This is a genomic window from Sphingorhabdus wooponensis, assembly GCF_003933235.1.
In the GTDB taxonomy this organism is placed as follows: domain Bacteria; phylum Pseudomonadota; class Alphaproteobacteria; order Sphingomonadales; family Sphingomonadaceae; genus Sphingorhabdus_B; species Sphingorhabdus_B wooponensis.
Map to the genome: position 1 here is coordinate 1,440,866 of NZ_RWJI01000001.1, position 14,489 is coordinate 1,455,354.

A 14,489-nucleotide genomic window follows, 5' to 3' on the forward strand; every position below is an offset into this window, starting at 1 on the left:
CAATCAAGCGGCCTTCAAAAAACCGTGAATAGCACCGCCAACACAGCTGGAATGGCAATCGCGGCGCTCCACAATTTCAACCGATCGGCGACATATTGCGTTTCCAGTCCGCCCTCTGCACCAGCACTCGCACTAAGCGCCTGCCAACGCCGCTCTAAATTTCGGCAAAGCGGAATGACAGCAGCAACAAAAAGGACCAAGACAAAATAAGGAAAAATAGACGTGCCGCTCGATTCAATTGTCGGCGTCACCACAAATATCAGCATTAATGTGTACACAACCAGCGCGAGTGCGACATGGTCAGACATGCGTTTGGAATAGCTCTTATACGCGCGCAAAGGCGCCTCTTGGGCTTTTGCCATTTTTCTCTCTCCTCTTCCCTGTCACAAGACTGTCACTTTATGGAAAAGGTTTCAAGCAAATTTGGCAGTGGCTAGGGGAGCCCGAGAATCTTATGGTTCTGAAGGGATAAGCGCCATTTTGGCCGTTCCATGACAAAGCGCGTGGCCTCTGCGACATTGGCCGCATTTACACCTAAGTCGCCTGCATCCATCGGCTGAATAAGGAAATGGGCAAATTGCCATTGCTCCATGGCGTCAATGTTACTGGCGGGTTGCGGCCACACCAATTTCAACTCATCGCCACGGCGGTGGATGACGTCTGATCCCGCCTTGGGGCTGATGCAGACCCAATCAATACCCGGATGCACCTCTATCGTGCCGTTGCTTTCAATCGCGATCTGGAACGCTTGGGCATGCAGCGCGTCGACGATTGCGTCGTCCACTTGCAACATGGGTTCGCCGCCCGTGATCACGACATAGCGATTTTCAGTGCCATCGCCCCACAATGCGGCGACCTTGGCAGCTAATGCCTCGGCATCATAGCGCCCGCCATTTTCGCCATCCATGCCGACAAAATCGGTATCGCAAAATTGGCAAATGGCACTGGCGCGATCTTCCTCTCGCCCCGTCCACAAATTGCAGCCGGAAAAGCGCAAGAATACCGCGCGGCGGCCCGCATGCACGCCCTCCCCCTGCAAGGTCAGGAAAATCTCTTTAACCGCGTAGCTCATGCGTAAATCGTCGGATCAAGCAGGCCCGCATCGGCAAAGCCCTTCGCGCGCAGGCGGCAAGCATCGCATTGGCCGCAAGCCTTGTGGTCGGGACTTGGGTCATAACAGGACCAGCTCATCCCGGCATCCAGGCCAAGCCGTGCGGCCTCGCGCGCAATGTCGGCCTTGCTCATGTCCAGCAACGGCGTGTGGATTGTGAAAGAATCGCCCTCCACGCCTGCTTTGGTCGCGAGATTGGCTGTCGCCTCAAACGCGCGGATGAATTCAGGGCGGCAATCGGGGTAACCGGAATAATCGAGCGCATTAACGCCGATCCAAAGGTCGCGGGCATCGCGCGCTTCGGCAAGGCCAAGACATAAAGACAGGAATATCGTGTTACGCGCAGGCACATAGGTCACCGGAATTGCACCGGACTCGACGCCCTGCTTGGGCACATCAATATCCGCCGTCAGCGCCGACCCGCCAAAGCGCGTCAGGTCTAACGGTAAGACGATATGCTCCTTCGCCCCCAAATGCATGGCAATGCGCGCAGCGCTGTCCAGCTCGACACGGTGACGCTGATTATAGTCAATGGTCAACGCAATCAGGTCATAGCCCGCCTCTCGTGCCAATCCGGCAACGACCATGGAATCAAGACCGCCGGACAAAAGGACGATTGCGGATGTATTCTGTATGCTCATGCCGCCCCCATAGCCGTTCGACATGGGCAAAGTCGAGACTGCGTTATTGGAGTGGTTTAAGGGCTATGCACACCACATCCGTGCCCGCAGTGGTGACATCTATTAGGCTATGCCTTACGTGATCAGTTGGCCCAATAGACATATTCCTGATCCTTCTTCCATGCTGCATTCAGCGGAACGTCAATCCGGATCGCGCCTTCGAGCAGGCCGGGCCATAATGGCTTGGGAAGTCTAGCATTTTGTGCTTCAATCAACGCGCGCAGTTCCGCTACGCGCGCTGGTTCCTTAGAAGCTAAATTGAATCGTTCCGTAGGATCGGTGGCGAGGTTGAACAGCCACACCTTGTCGGGACGTTTGGAAATTTGCAATTTCCAGTCGCCCGCGCGGACAACCCGGTAATGCCCCGAACGCCAGAAGGTAATGTCGCGTTTTGGCCCAGCGCCAAGTAGGTTGAAGCTGTCCATCTTGCGATCACTGGGTATGTTAGCGCCCGTTGCTGCTGCAATCGTTGCAAACATATCCAGATGCTGCGCCACATCATTGCGTACCGTCCCCGGCGCGATTTTACCCGGCCAGCGCATCAGCATCGGCACCCGAATGCCGCCTTCAAAGAAAGTGCCTTTATACCCACGATAGGGCGTATTATGGTCCTTTATGCCTGTGTACCATGCGCCGCCATTGTCACTGGTAAAGATAACGAGTGTATTCTCTTCAAGTCCGGTGTCCTTCAGTTTTTGCAGCACATCACCAATCCGCCGGTCAAGTTGGCGCATCATCGCGCCATAGACGCGCTGGGTATGATCCTTAATCTGCGGCAGGGCGTCATAATCCGATTTCAGTGCCTGCAACGGCGTATGTGGCGCATTATATGCGAGATACATGAAGAAGGGACGGTTCTTATTTGCCTCAATCGCGGCCAATGCATTGTCGGTAAAATAGTCCGTCAGATGGCCCTTGGGACGAAAACGCTGACTGTCCCCCCAATAGACGGCATATGGCAGATTTGCCCATAAAAAGCGGTCGATCGGATCCCATGGCAGCTTTGCGTTAACGACCTGCGGGTCATCTTCGGCCATGAACAAATCCCCGCCGGAACGCATGCCAAGACTTTCGTCAAAACCCTGTGACGTTGGCCGCAATGGCTTGGCTTCACCCAGATGCCATTTGCCGATGTGGATATTATGATAACCCTTGGCTTTCAAGACCTCGGGCAACATGATTTCTGCATTGGGTACCCCCATGTCAGGATAAGCGGGCAGGTCTTGGTTCAGCTCTTCATGATAGATGGGCGGATAAGGTGAATTGCCGCCGCTATGCGCCAGATTCGAAGCAAAAGCAGCTGGAACTGCGGTGAATTCAAACCCAAATCGTGTCGGATAACGCCCGGTCATCAACGCCGCGCGCGAAGGCGAGCATGTTGCATTGGCGGCATAGCCATTGGCAAAGCTGACACCCTGTTTGGCTATAGAATCGATATTGGGAGTCGGCACCGCTCCACCAGATACCCCGCCGCCGTACAGCGAAATGTCGTTCATCCCCAGATCATCAGCGACAATCAGGATGACATTGGTTGGACGTTTGCCTGAGGGCGCTACCGCCGGACCCTGCGCCCATGCAATGGGACGGTTTTCGGCAATGGGTTCTCGCCACTCGCCAATGATGCCGGGCAGATAGATTTTATACTTCTGAAAACCCAAATAGCCTGCCCCGATGAAGAGCGCCAATGCTCCAATCCATATCCATTTTTTCATGCAGAAATCTCCGGCTCGGTTAAACGTGATCGCTGCAGGGATAGCCATAGAAATAGCAAAATCACAGGTAACGAAACTAGGCTGGCATAATGTTCGGGCGGGTGATGACCGCTGATAGGTGCATGTTTTATCCAACCAGACCAGCTGAGCAACAGACGTTCTATGAAAGACACAAAAAGAAACAGCGGCACCAGCGCACGGTAGCGCATAGCCACCACTAGGGTAACTATGCCATGCGCAATCTGTGTCGCACCGGCCCAGGCAAACAGGCCAAAAATCAATGTTGGATTATGGCTAAGGTCCAAACCTGCAATCACACCAGCCCCCCCATCGGGCATGAAACTGTGGATCATCCCCGGCACAATCCAGAGGACACCGTAAAAAGCCAGAAACCAAGCTGCACCAGGTGAACCCCGATATTGGTCATTTGTGCTCAGTGGCAGGAAAGCGCGCATCTCCAATGTTTTCCCAATCTCGATTTACGTATCGATATTCCGCCCAGCCGCAAATATAATCATCCAGCCACTTGCCATTATGACCGTTGCAATAGCCGTCAACCAGTTGGCTTCTTTCCAAAACCCTGCGGCTGCTATAAATTGAAGCAACGCGAACAGTGCCGATCCGCCGAGAAGAAAGGCCGGAGCGTGGCGCGCGTCATGTGCGCCAACATTCATAAATGTGGCACAGGCAATGCTGGCCATGCTGTGCATGAACTGAACTTGGGCGCCAAGCCGGACAATGGATGAGGTATCTTCCGCCAAATGTGCGGAGAGAATTAGTGCAACGACAGATGCGAGCGCGTTGACAGTGGCAAGCCGCATCCATAGCCGCCGGTTCCAGCACGTTTCTGGCGGCGACTGTCGCGCGGGCTTCATGCGCGGTACGTCAACCAAAGGATGTGTGCCAGCGCCGCAAGCAGCGCCAGCAACAATGCCACGGTGACCCGTGGGCTGACATAAAAGGACACCACACGCTGGGTTGGGAAAGAAAAAGTTGCCAGCGTACCGAGCAGCTTGTCTGGATGGCCTTCCATAAAAATAGGGTCCATCACCAGCTTCATCATATCGCGCCGACTGCGGTAGCGCATCAGGCCAAAGATCGTCCAATCGGGATCAGCATCGGTGTTCCAAGCATCAATATAGCCACCGACCTTGCGTCCAACCATACCGGGATGGCCCCCATTGCGAAATAGCACCGGCATGAAGCGTTTCGAATAACGCTTCAGTAGATCAAAGCCTTGAACCATTTGCCCCGTTTTGGGATCCTCAACCTGCTCCATCTGCGCTTTGACCAAATTGAGCATGACAAACTCGCGGCCGTCATCGGCTTCAAGGAACGCACGCATAACTTGCGAGCTATTTCCTGTGCCCTCAAAACGACCCGCCACCTGAGCCAGAAACGCATCAATCTCTGCAGGTTTTAATGGGCCGGACCAATTATCATACCAGAACCGAAATGCACCATAAGCGATCAGCGCCGTGCCCCATATCATCCATAATGCCATGTCTCTAACTACCTGCCTTCTTGGCGCGCTCAGCATCGCGCCGCGCCTTTGCTGCCGCTTGACAGGCAGGCGACGTTTTTTGGATATTTTTGATGAGGCAGGCGCGGACATTTTCCCGGCTAAAGCTTGCCAATTCCGCGGCGCAATATTTACGGATATCTGGCATGCACGCCGTGCGGACACTGTCCTGTGCCAATAACGGTGCGGCAGAAAATAGGAGGCCAGACACCGCCACAATACATAATGCTTTAACCATTTTTAGCTTTATCCTTTTTGAACAACGCTGCCTAATATTATGGCATTAATTGTGCCATAATATTTTTGCAATCGCTTTTGTCGCTTGCGCCAGCGTCTTTTTGCCGCAAAACATAACAGCATGACCAGCGCATCGCACAAAATGACGTCAACCGTGAAAACGCCTTTGGCCGATGGCCGACGCGAACGCAGCCGGTCTAGTCGCTCAAAGATAGTCGCTGCTATGGTAGAACTGGTCGGTAAAGGCGATGTCGCGCCGAGTGCTGCGCGTGTTGCGGATGTCGCAGGCGTAGGGCTACGCTCGGTATTTCGACACTTTGACGATATGGACGAGCTTTACCGCGAAATGGGAGAGGTGATTGAGGCGCAAGTAATGCCCATCATCCTTGAACCGCCCATAGGCGCCAATTGGAAGGAAAAGCTGTTCGACATCGCTGACCGGCGCGCCAAAGTTTTCGAGACCATTCTGCCTTATCGAATTTCAGCCAATCTCAAACGCTTCCAGTCGTCCTATTTGATGCAAGACTATCGCCGGATGTTGCGGCTCGAATGCGACACAATCGAGGTGCATTTGCCCATGGCGGTAAAAGCCGATGTGGTGGGAACCCGTGGTCTCAATGTCATATTGAGTTTCCAAACATGGAGACTTCTAAGACATGATCAGGAACTGCCTTTTGAGGACGCCAAGGCTGTCGTGCGGCGTTTGCTCAGCGATGCCATATCGAGCATGGCGGAGGATTGATGCAACGCTTTGGGTTTGTTCTCGGCTTAATGCTGCTGCCTGGGTGCAGCGATGCACCCAAGTCGACCGATAAAATCTGCACTGGTCTGTCAGGCAATGATATGGTCTGGGTGCCCGGCGGCAGCTTCGTGATGGGTGACGATCCGCATTACCCTGAGGAAGGCCCGCCGCAGACAGTCACGGTCAAAGGGTTCTGGATTGACGCCCATGAAGTGACCAACGCCGAATTCGCAGCCTTTGTAAAGGCGACTGGTTACAAGACCATAGCGGAACGTAATCCTCCCAAGCTGCCCGACGCGCCGCCAGACATGCTGGTTCCGGGCTCTGCTGTGTTCAATGTCCCGTCGGACGCAGACCCACGTTGGTGGCGCTGGGTGCCGGGCGCACATTGGCGGCACCCGTCAGGATTGCAGGAGAGCATCGTCGGGCGAGATCACGAACCTGTCGTCCAGATCGCCTATCAGGATGCAGAGGCCTATGCGAAATGGGTAGGGAAAGAATTGCCAAGCGAGGTACAGTGGGAATATGCCGCACGCGGCGGCGCGACGGCTCTGCCGGAGCCGATTGATGCACAGGGCCGACCACAAGCAAATTATTATCAAGGTGTCTTCCCGGTCAAAAACCTGAATAGCGATGGTTATATCGGTCGCGCGCCTGTGGGCTGTTTCCAACCAAACGGATTTGGTTTGTATGATATGATCGGTAATGTGTGGGAATGGACGAGCGCCAGCGGATTGCGCCCCGACGCTAGCGAACCGGTTAAAGTCATAAAAGGCGGATCCTATCTCTGCGCCGCCAATTATTGCGCACGTTATCGCCCCGCCGCACGTCAGTTTCAGGAACGCGGGCTCGGGACCGATCATATCGGGTTTAGGCTTATTGATACGAAGAAGGTGGGACCAGCTTCTTGACCTGTCATTCATAATATGACACTTAAAGTGTCAATATAATTTAACTAAAGGGGTAAAGCTATGAAAGTCCTTCGCACGCCCGATAGCGCCTTTGCCAATATCCACGATTTTCCTTTTGCGCCAAATTATCTGGAAATTGCTGATCCGTCAGATGGCACACCATTGCGCGTGCATTATGTGGATGAAGGGCCGCGCGATGCGCCAGTGGTGTTGATGATGCATGGCGAGCCAAGCTGGAGCTACCTCTATCGCCACATGATTGGCCCAGTAGTAGCGGCAGGCTTTCGCGTGATCGCGCCGGACCTTATTGGCTTTGGCAAATCGGACAAGCCAACCAAAAAAACCGACTATAGCTATGCCCGCCATGTGGGCTGGATGCGGCAGTGGATTGAAGCGCTCGACTTGAATAACATGACCCTCGTGTGTCAGGATTGGGGATCGCTGATCGGCCTGCGCCTTGTCGCGGACATGCCGGATCGCTTTGCCAGCGTCGTTTTGTCCAATGGCGGCTTGCCAGAAGGCGGTCCTGCACCCCGCGCCTTTGCCATTTGGCGTGCCTTTTCTAAATGGAGCCCATTCTTCCCGATCGGCAGAATCGTCAACGCTGGGGCAAAGCGCGCGCTCAGCGCTGATGAAATTGCCGCTTATGACGCGCCGTTCCCTGACAGCCGATATAAAGCCGGTGCCCGGATATTCCCGACCTTTGTTCCATTTGAGAATAATGTCGCGATCCCCGATCAGAAGCGCGCCTGGCAAGTGTTTGAGAAATGGGACAAGCCGTTTTTATGCTGCTTCAGCGATGGTGATCCCGTGACACGCGGCGGCGAAAGCAGGTTCATCGGCCGCGTTCCTGGCACTGAGGGTCAGCCGCATTGCACGTTGAAAGGCGGCCACTTCATTCAGGAAAATGATCCGCAAGGCTTCGTCGACTGCATTCTAAAAATATTATAGATGTGACGATGTTGCGAGCCGTCAGGATGGCCGCCGTCTGCGCCACCAGATCATTGTTGCTATAACCATCACCAACAGCAATCCCGCAGGCCACAAAGCGAGGAGCCGTGGTATCAGCAAATTGCGCAAGGCGTTGGCGAAAATCTGTTTGGGCGCGGTGTAACCCTCTGGCATCGGCAGCACGTTATTGGCTTTTGCAAATGCGGCATAATCCCTTTGCATGGCAGCAAAACGTTGCGGGTCGGAACCCGACAGATCATTGCTCTCGCCGGGGTCAGCAGTGATGTTGTAAAGCCGCCAGCGGCCATCTCCGTAGGGCGGCAGGTTTTTAACAAGCTTGTAATCGCCTTTGAACAACACCGCATTGCCGGACAATTCATATCCTAAAGGCTTATCTGCCGAATGGACCGACGATGCAGCCCCGGTGAGCATGGGTGATAAGTCCATCCCAATCATGGGCTCGACGCGGCGCCCGGCAAAACTGCCTTGCTGCGGCGTAAACCCGGCAAGCTTCAGCAACGTCAGCGACAAATCGGTGACATGGGCGAAACCTTTTGCAACACTGCCAGCCTTAAGCGCAGGGTTGCCTGGCCAGGTTATAATCATCGGAACACGCAAGCCACCTTCGCTCGCGGTAAACTTATATCCACGCAGCGGCGAAACCGATGCACTCGCAAACCCTGCACCTTGGGCGGTCAGCGAACCTGGGCGCCCCTGTTGGCCGATATTTTGATCATATAGCTGGTTAGCGTTCCAGCGTGTGAATGCACCCATGTTCATGGGATCAGTGGCTTCGGCACCATTGTCAGACAGAAACACGAAGATGGTATTTTCATATACGCCGATGGCTTTTAGATGCGCGACCAATCGGCCGATTTCCCGATCCATAGCTGTGCCCATAGCTGCATAAGCCGCCATCGCACCGGCGCGTTGTTGGCGCTGCTGTGCCGACAATTTTGACCAATCACCACTGCTGTTCATGGTAACCGTCCGAACGTCTGCCGGCATCACGCCTTTAGCGATCGCAGCGGTGCGGCGTTCCTTGCGCAAAACCGTCCAACCCGCGTTGTAGCGCCCCGCATAAGCCTCAATGTCAGCATCGCGTGCCTGCACCGGAATATGGTTGGCGATGAAATTGACCGATGCCAGAAATGGCTTTCCGCTGGCCTTGCCGCTGCCGATATAGCTGATCATCCTGTCGACAATCAGGGTTGATGAGTAGAAGCGCTTGGGCAGTTTTACAGGCTTTCCATCCTCACTCCACGCGGTCTTATCATAAATCAGCAGATTGGGTTTATCTTCAAAATTATCTGCACCCGATTGCGCGAGCGCGAACGCCCGATCATAGCCGCGCGCTGTTGGCAGGGTATCGGGCGTGTACCCCAGATGCCATTTCCCCGTCAGATAGGTGCGGTATCCACCCATGCGTAGCTGGTCAGCAATGGTAACCACGCGATTGTTCAGTTGCGCTTCATAGCCGGGCTTGCCCAAATGCTCCGATGGGATTGTCTCTGGCATATTGCCCAGACCCGCGCGGTGGTTGATGACGCCTGTTTGCAGCATTGCCCGCGTTGGCGAACAGGATCCAGCCACATGGAAGTTTGAAAAGCGCACGCCCTTGGCGGCAAGCGCGTCGATATGCGGTGTCGCAATTTCGCCGCCAAAGGCCCCCACATCCGTAAAGCCCCAGTCATCGGCAAGGAGTATAACAATATTGGGACGCTTCACTGGCACTGCCTGCGCGCCCAGCGTATTCGGGCTGAGCAACGCCAGCGCCATCAATAAGGTTGCCGCCCTCTTCAGCTTCATCGGTTCAGCATAGCGTCAAGACGCCCCGTCTGCGCCAATCCGGCAACGACCATATTATCAAGACCATCCGACAAAAGGACGATTGCCGATATATTCTGAATACTCATACCACCCACATAGCCTTTCGGCATGGGCAAAGTCGAGACTGCGTTATTGATAGTGTGAAAACAACCACGAACACCGAAAGCGGTGCTTGGGCTTAGCGAGGAGAGGAAAGTGGTGCACCCGGAGCGATTCGAACGCCCGGCCCTCAGATTCGTAGTCTGATGCTCTATCCAGCTGAGCTACGGGTGCACTGGAGCGCCGCTATTAGGGACGGCGGCAAAGTTGTGCAAGACCTAATTTGACGTTTGAACCTGCTTGCACGTCGATTTCCGGCGGATTGCATCTATGGCTGGAAATTCAGCTGGATTGGCAAGCAATATCCGGATCAAAGCGATCCCTTTATCATATTGCAGCATGACCGGTTGATAGCCTTGCAGTGCAGTCTGCCCTGCTTTGATCAACGCAAGACGGGCGGGCGCGCCTTTGGTATCGCGGTCGCTGCGGACAGCCGCGACATCGGTGCGGGCGTCAAATATGCTGACAGACCAATAATGACCGGCCACTGGCGCCACGTCGACCAGCACAGGGCCCTTTGACACGTCAAAAACGCAGGCGGCATAAGCAAGGTCAGGGCTGGGCCGGACAATAGTTTGATTGTCGGCCGTGGTCATAGGCGAAAAGGCGAATTGATTGACAGGACCGCGGTCGCCAATTTTCTTCAACGCCGCATACATCAACGCATAAGGTGTTGCCAGCAATGTCGCTTGATACGCACCCAAAGCGACAAGGCCGCCCGCAACTATCGGAAATAACCAGCGCCGCATCATGCACATCCTTTACGGTCAATAATCGGGAGCTGCGCCTTTTCCGGGTTTTTGATGATATCCGCCGCCGGATGATAAAGACGCAAGGTCAGGTCGAAAGCATCGACCGACCCTGTTGGCAACCAACTGCCCGATTGCGCATCTGGTGACACAGTGAAGTACCAGCGTCCCTGAGCATCGGTGGATACGGCGCTGGCCGGGATGGACCAACGGTTGGCGGCGTTTTTCACAAGCCAGCCTTCGCCTTCATATAAAGTGATGCTCCACCAGCGGCCATCCAGCGTTCCGCCGCGCACATCATAGGAGCAGCGGCCGTCTAGCTTGCGGCCATCGCTGTCGCGGGTGGCAGTAAAATACATCGCCTCTTTGGCGGGTAATGCCAGTAGGCCCGACAAGGCGACTTTGGCGCGGGTGAGCGCACTTGCATCTAATGTGCCGAAGCTTTTTCCTGTCTCCCACGGTCCGTTGGGGACGACGCCATCGCTCAATCCACCACGTACCTGTTGCACTGCAAAGGCGGTTCCACCAACAAGCCCGAGTACCATAAAAATGGCGTATCTTTGCCAAGCCTTCATAATCCCTCTCCTCAAGATCGAATGCTAGCTGGTTACCTTACCTGTTGGCAAGTGCCGCCTGGGCTGCCGCAAGCCGTGCGATAGGCACGCGATAGGGCGAGGCGCTGACATAATCGAGACCTACCTTTTCGCAGAAAGTGATCGATGCGGGGTCGCCACCATGTTCGCCGCAAATGCCAAGCTTAATCTCCGGACGCGTTGCGCGGCCCTTATTGGCGGCGATCTCGATCAATTGGCCAACGCCTTCGACATCCAGGCTGACGAAAGGATCGCGGGCGTAAATGCCCTTATCGACATAATGCGTCAGAAAACGTGCGGCATCATCGCGGCTGACGCCCAAGGTGGTTTGCGTCAGGTCATTGGTGCCAAAGCTGAAGAAGCTGCTGACTTCGGCAATTTCATCGGCCATCAATGCCGCGCGTGGTAGCTCGATCATGGTGCCAACAAGATATTCAATCCGCTTACCCTGTTCGGCAAAAACGGCTTCTGCGGCCTTGTCTACCACATCCTTCATCAATTCCAGTTCGCGGCGTGTGCCGACGAGCGGGATCATGATTTCGGGCACGGGCGCAACCGCAAGGCTGCACGCCGCCTCAAAAATCGCGCGCGCCTGCATCTCGTAAATTTCGGGATATGTCACGCCCAAGCGGCATCCGCGATGGCCCAGCATAGGGTTGAATTCATGCAGTTCGGATGCGCGTTGTTTCAACACCTCAACGCCCACACCCGCGGCTGCCGCAACCTCGGCAAATTCGCTTTCCTGATGCGGCAGGAATTCATGCAAAGGCGGGTCCAACAAGCGAATGGTCACGGGAAGGCCCGCCATCACTTCGAAAATCGCAGCAAAATCCTTGCGCTGTTCAGGCAGCAATTTGTCGAGCGCAACCCGTCGGCCCTTTTCATCATCCGCAAGGATCATCTGGCGCACCGCGGTGATGCGCGCGGCGTCAAAGAACATATGCTCCGTCCGGCAAAGACCAATGCCCTCCGCACCGAAATCGCGTGCGGTTTGCGCATCGGACGGGGTTTCGGCATTGGCACGGACCTTCATCCGGCGGCCCGCATCGGCCCAGACCATCAATGTGCCAAAATCGCCCACCAATTCGGGCTGAATTGTCGGCACTTCGCCCGCCATCACTTCGCCGGTCGAACCATCCAATGTGATGGTGTCGCCTTCTTTGAGCGTACGTCCAGTGATGCGTAAAACTTTGGCAGTAGCATCGATTTGCAGGCTGCCCGCGCCCGATACGCAAGGGCGGCCCATGCCACGCGCAACAACGGCAGCATGGCTGGTCATTCCGCCGCGCGCGGTCAATATGCCCTTGGCGGCGTGCATGCCGTGAATATCCTCAGGGCTGGTTTCGATACGGACCAATATCACCGCCTTGCCCAATTCGTTGAAGCGTTCGGCGGTATCGGCATCGAACACGATCTCCCCCGATGCCGCGCCCGGTGACGCTGGCAGGCCAGAGGTCAGCACATCGCGCGGCGCTTGCGGATCCAGCGTCGGGTGCAACAACTGGTCCAGCGCCATCGGATCAATGCGCAAAACGGCTTCATCTGTCGTGATCATGCCAGCTTGCGCCATATCGACGGCGATTTTCAAAGCGGCCTTGGCGGTGCGCTTGCCCGAACGGGTTTGCAGCATCCACAATTTCTCCCGCTCAACAGTGAATTCAATATCCTGCATATCGCGATAATGCGTTTCCAGAATGTCGAACACGCGCGCCAGCTCGGCATATACCTGCGGCATCGCTTCTTCCATAGACAGCGGCTTTGCGCCGGCGCGTTCCCGGGCGGCTTTCGTGAGATATTGTGGCGTGCGGATACCTGCAACAACATCCTCACCCTGCGCATTGATCAGATATTCGCCATAATACGCATTTTCGCCCGTTGCTGGGTCACGGGTGAAGGCAACGCCCGTCGCCGATGTTTCGCCCATATTGCCAAAGACCATCGCCTGCACATTGACCGCAGTGCCCCAGTCACCCGGGATATTGTTCAGGCGGCGATAGACCTTTGCTCGGTCGGATTCCCATGATCCAAACACCGCGCCAACCGCGCCCCATAATTGGTCATGCACATCTTGCGGAAATGGCTTACCCCATTCGGCAGCCACAAGGCGCTTATACTCGGCAACCAAAGCCTTCAAATCATCAGCGGACAATTCGGTATCGAGGTAGAAACCCCGATCTTCCTTCGCGATTTCCAACGCCTCTTCAAACGCGCCATGATCCAGTTCCAACACCACATCGGCATACATTTGAATGAAACGGCGATAGCTGTCCCACGCGAAGCGCGCATCCCCCGACGAAGCGGCAAGGCCTTCGACCGTCTGGTCATTCAGCCCCAAGTTCAACACCGTATCCATCATCCCCGGCATCGACACCCGCGCGCCCGAACGCACTGACACCAGCAACGGATTAGCCGGATCGCCAAAGGATTTGCCCGTTACCTGCTCAATATGCGCGAGGCCATTGGCGACTTCGGCCCGAACGCTGTCGGGGAAGCTTTGGCCATTGGCGTAATAGGCGGTGCACATTTCGGTCGTGATGGTGAAGCCGGGGGGAACAGGCAGGCCAATCGACGCCATGCCATCCAAATTCGCGCCCTTGCCGCCCAAGATGTTTTTATTGCCGCGAACGGTTTCGTCACCATCCGAAACACCACCACCGAACCGATATACGTACTGGGTCATCCCGCAGCCATCCCTTTTGCTTGGCTTTATTGCTTGCCCGCCGTTGTGCAGTGCAGCGCATGGGAGTCAAGTCTGGAGGACGGTTATTTTCCGGATTTGTTGGCGAATAACATGAAGCGCGCCAAGGGCAGCTTGAACGATAGCAGATACAAGACATGGAGCATAACGAGCGCAATCGCCAGATTTGCGAGATATTCATGCGCTTCTTCGGTAATTTCGCTGGCTTCGTCTTCGCGGCGCTCGCGCCCATTTTCGTCTGAGAGGGAAAAGGAACTAAGCGCGCTGGGCTGCAACGCGCGCCCCTTGTCCATCATGATACCCGAGCCCGTGGCACCAATCACCGAAAGGGCGATTCCCGCCAGAAGGACTTGGCTAATGGCCGGATGGGTCATGATACCTTTTAGGTGCAAATCCTTGAACGAGGGGTGGAAACGTGCAAGCCCTAATTGCGGCGCGCCGCTCAAGGCCCAAATCAGCCGGAATAATATGAGGGCAGCCACGCCATAACCAAGCCAAGCGTGAACAAGGCCCATTTCCGCCGAAAAATAAGCGGCCAATACGGTCAGCGCGAGGACGCTATGAAAAATACGGATCCGGTGCATGACGGCCATTGGATGTTCCTTTGATCAGGAAACAACCCAAACGCCCATTCGGCCCCGCCAGCAATGATGT

Annotated in this window: 16 protein-coding genes and 1 tRNA gene; 3 read left to right on the plus strand and 14 right to left on the minus strand. The window is 55.3% G+C overall.

Annotation, left to right across the window (positions count from 1 at the left end; genetic code table 11):
• Positions 1 to 14 precede the first annotated feature (14 nt).
• The 8 genes from D7D48_RS07050 to D7D48_RS07085 form a co-directional block, all read right to left on the minus strand.
• Positions 15 to 362 (minus strand): hypothetical protein, encoded by a 348-nt coding sequence (locus tag D7D48_RS07050; protein WP_125230598.1) that lies wholly within the window; start codon positions 360 to 362, stop codon positions 15 to 17.
• Between the two features lie 71 nt (positions 363 to 433).
• A complete protein-coding gene (queE, locus tag D7D48_RS07055; RefSeq protein ID WP_125230599.1) occupies positions 434 to 1,072 on the minus strand; it encodes a 7-carboxy-7-deazaguanine synthase in 639 nt (212 codons plus the stop codon).
• Complete coding sequence (queC, locus tag D7D48_RS07060) at positions 1,069 to 1,752, minus strand: 7-cyano-7-deazaguanine synthase QueC (protein WP_125230600.1); 684 nt, start codon at positions 1,750 to 1,752, stop codon at positions 1,069 to 1,071. The genes queE and queC overlap by 4 nt, the downstream gene beginning before the upstream one ends.
• Positions 1,753 to 1,874: 122 nt before the next feature.
• A complete protein-coding gene (locus tag D7D48_RS07065) occupies positions 1,875 to 3,503 on the minus strand; it encodes a sulfatase-like hydrolase/transferase (protein ID WP_125230601.1) in 1,629 nt (542 codons plus the stop codon).
• Positions 3,500 to 3,958, minus strand: a complete 459-nt coding sequence (locus D7D48_RS07070) for a hypothetical protein (RefSeq protein ID WP_125230602.1) — start codon at positions 3,956 to 3,958, stop codon at positions 3,500 to 3,502. The genes D7D48_RS07065 and D7D48_RS07070 overlap by 4 nt, the downstream gene beginning before the upstream one ends.
• Before the next feature lie 24 nt (positions 3,959 to 3,982).
• A complete protein-coding gene (locus D7D48_RS07075; protein WP_185739801.1) occupies positions 3,983 to 4,324 on the minus strand; it encodes a hypothetical protein in 342 nt (113 codons plus the stop codon).
• A gap of 50 nt (positions 4,325 to 4,374) precedes the next feature.
• Positions 4,375 to 5,007 (minus strand): hypothetical protein, encoded by a 633-nt coding sequence (locus tag D7D48_RS07080; protein WP_125230604.1) that lies wholly within the window; start codon positions 5,005 to 5,007, stop codon positions 4,375 to 4,377.
• Between the two features lie 4 nt (positions 5,008 to 5,011).
• Positions 5,012 to 5,263, minus strand: a complete 252-nt coding sequence (locus D7D48_RS07085; RefSeq protein WP_125230605.1) for a hypothetical protein — start codon at positions 5,261 to 5,263, stop codon at positions 5,012 to 5,014.
• A 141-nt stretch (positions 5,264 to 5,404) separates the two neighbouring features.
• Here D7D48_RS07085 and D7D48_RS07090 point away from each other — a divergent pair, with 141 nt between their 5' ends.
• The 3 genes from D7D48_RS07090 to D7D48_RS07100 are packed head-to-tail and all read left to right on the plus strand — an operon-like array spanning position 5,405 to position 7,866.
• Positions 5,405 to 6,004, plus strand: a complete 600-nt coding sequence (locus tag D7D48_RS07090) for a TetR/AcrR family transcriptional regulator (protein WP_245964367.1) — start codon at positions 5,405 to 5,407, stop codon at positions 6,002 to 6,004.
• Entirely contained in the window at positions 6,004 to 6,915 is a 912-nt protein-coding gene (locus D7D48_RS07095; protein WP_221738628.1) for a formylglycine-generating enzyme family protein, read from the plus strand. Before D7D48_RS07090 ends, D7D48_RS07095 begins: the two co-directional genes overlap by 1 nt.
• Before the next feature lie 60 nt (positions 6,916 to 6,975).
• On the plus strand, positions 6,976 to 7,866 hold the full coding sequence (locus D7D48_RS07100) for a haloalkane dehalogenase (RefSeq protein WP_125230606.1): 891 nt from the start codon (positions 6,976 to 6,978) through the stop codon (positions 7,864 to 7,866).
• Positions 7,867 to 7,887: 21 nt separating this feature from the next.
• Here D7D48_RS07100 and D7D48_RS07105 read toward each other — a convergent pair whose 3' ends face one another.
• From D7D48_RS07105 to D7D48_RS07130, 6 genes are all read right to left on the minus strand, one after another.
• The gene (locus D7D48_RS07105) at positions 7,888 to 9,675 is read right to left on the minus strand and encodes an arylsulfatase (protein WP_125230607.1); all 1,788 of its coding nucleotides are present in this window, start codon (positions 9,673 to 9,675) and stop codon (positions 7,888 to 7,890) included.
• Between the two features lie 217 nt (positions 9,676 to 9,892).
• Positions 9,893 to 9,969 (minus strand) — tRNA-Arg (locus tag D7D48_RS07110).
• A gap of 44 nt (positions 9,970 to 10,013) precedes the next feature.
• Positions 10,014 to 10,547: a DUF1254 domain-containing protein gene (locus D7D48_RS07115; RefSeq protein ID WP_185739802.1), complete on the minus strand. Its 534-nt coding sequence runs from the start codon at positions 10,545 to 10,547 to the stop codon at positions 10,014 to 10,016.
• Complete coding sequence (locus D7D48_RS07120) at positions 10,544 to 11,119, minus strand: DUF1214 domain-containing protein (protein ID WP_125230609.1); 576 nt, start codon at positions 11,117 to 11,119, stop codon at positions 10,544 to 10,546. Before D7D48_RS07120 ends, D7D48_RS07115 begins: the two co-directional genes overlap by 4 nt.
• A 37-nt stretch (positions 11,120 to 11,156) precedes the next feature.
• A complete protein-coding gene (gene ppdK / locus D7D48_RS07125) occupies positions 11,157 to 13,817 on the minus strand; it encodes a pyruvate, phosphate dikinase (protein WP_125230610.1) in 2,661 nt (886 codons plus the stop codon).
• Between the two features lie 83 nt (positions 13,818 to 13,900).
• A complete protein-coding gene (locus D7D48_RS07130; protein WP_125230611.1) occupies positions 13,901 to 14,428 on the minus strand; it encodes a cytochrome b/b6 domain-containing protein in 528 nt (175 codons plus the stop codon).
• Positions 14,429 to 14,489 lie beyond the last annotated feature (61 nt).

What these genes read in the sequence shown, in the direction of transcription:
- D7D48_RS07050 (WP_125230598.1), bottom strand. Translation starts at nt 362, where the DNA reads ATGGCAAAAGCCCAAGAGGCGCCTTTGCGCGCGTATAAGAGCTATTCC.
- queE (WP_125230599.1), bottom strand. Translation starts at nt 1,072, where the DNA reads ATGAGCTACGCGGTTAAAGAGATTTTCCTGACCTTGCAGGGGGAGGGC.
- queC (WP_125230600.1), bottom strand. Translation starts at nt 1,752, where the DNA reads ATGAGCATACAGAATACATCCGCAATCGTCCTTTTGTCCGGCGGTCTT.
- D7D48_RS07065 (WP_125230601.1), bottom strand. Translation starts at nt 3,503, where the DNA reads ATGAAAAAATGGATATGGATTGGAGCATTGGCGCTCTTCATCGGGGCA.
- D7D48_RS07070 (WP_125230602.1), bottom strand. Translation starts at nt 3,958, where the DNA reads ATGCGCGCTTTCCTGCCACTGAGCACAAATGACCAATATCGGGGTTCA.
- D7D48_RS07075 (WP_185739801.1), bottom strand. Translation starts at nt 4,324, where the DNA reads ATGCGGCTTGCCACTGTCAACGCGCTCGCATCTGTCGTTGCACTAATT.
- D7D48_RS07080 (WP_125230604.1), bottom strand. Translation starts at nt 5,007, where the DNA reads ATGGCATTATGGATGATATGGGGCACGGCGCTGATCGCTTATGGTGCA.
- D7D48_RS07085 (WP_125230605.1), bottom strand. Translation starts at nt 5,263, where the DNA reads ATGGTTAAAGCATTATGTATTGTGGCGGTGTCTGGCCTCCTATTTTCT.
- D7D48_RS07090 (WP_245964367.1), top strand. Translation starts at nt 5,405, where the DNA reads ATGACGTCAACCGTGAAAACGCCTTTGGCCGATGGCCGACGCGAACGC.
- D7D48_RS07095 (WP_221738628.1), top strand. Translation starts at nt 6,004, where the DNA reads ATGCAACGCTTTGGGTTTGTTCTCGGCTTAATGCTGCTGCCTGGGTGC.
- D7D48_RS07100 (WP_125230606.1), top strand. Translation starts at nt 6,976, where the DNA reads ATGAAAGTCCTTCGCACGCCCGATAGCGCCTTTGCCAATATCCACGAT.
- D7D48_RS07105 (WP_125230607.1), bottom strand. Translation starts at nt 9,675, where the DNA reads ATGAAGCTGAAGAGGGCGGCAACCTTATTGATGGCGCTGGCGTTGCTC.
- D7D48_RS07115 (WP_185739802.1), bottom strand. Translation starts at nt 10,547, where the DNA reads ATGATGCGGCGCTGGTTATTTCCGATAGTTGCGGGCGGCCTTGTCGCT.
- D7D48_RS07120 (WP_125230609.1), bottom strand. Translation starts at nt 11,119, where the DNA reads ATGAAGGCTTGGCAAAGATACGCCATTTTTATGGTACTCGGGCTTGTT.
- ppdK (WP_125230610.1), bottom strand. Translation starts at nt 13,817, where the DNA reads ATGACCCAGTACGTATATCGGTTCGGTGGTGGTGTTTCGGATGGTGAC.
- D7D48_RS07130 (WP_125230611.1), bottom strand. Translation starts at nt 14,428, where the DNA reads ATGGCCGTCATGCACCGGATCCGTATTTTTCATAGCGTCCTCGCGCTG.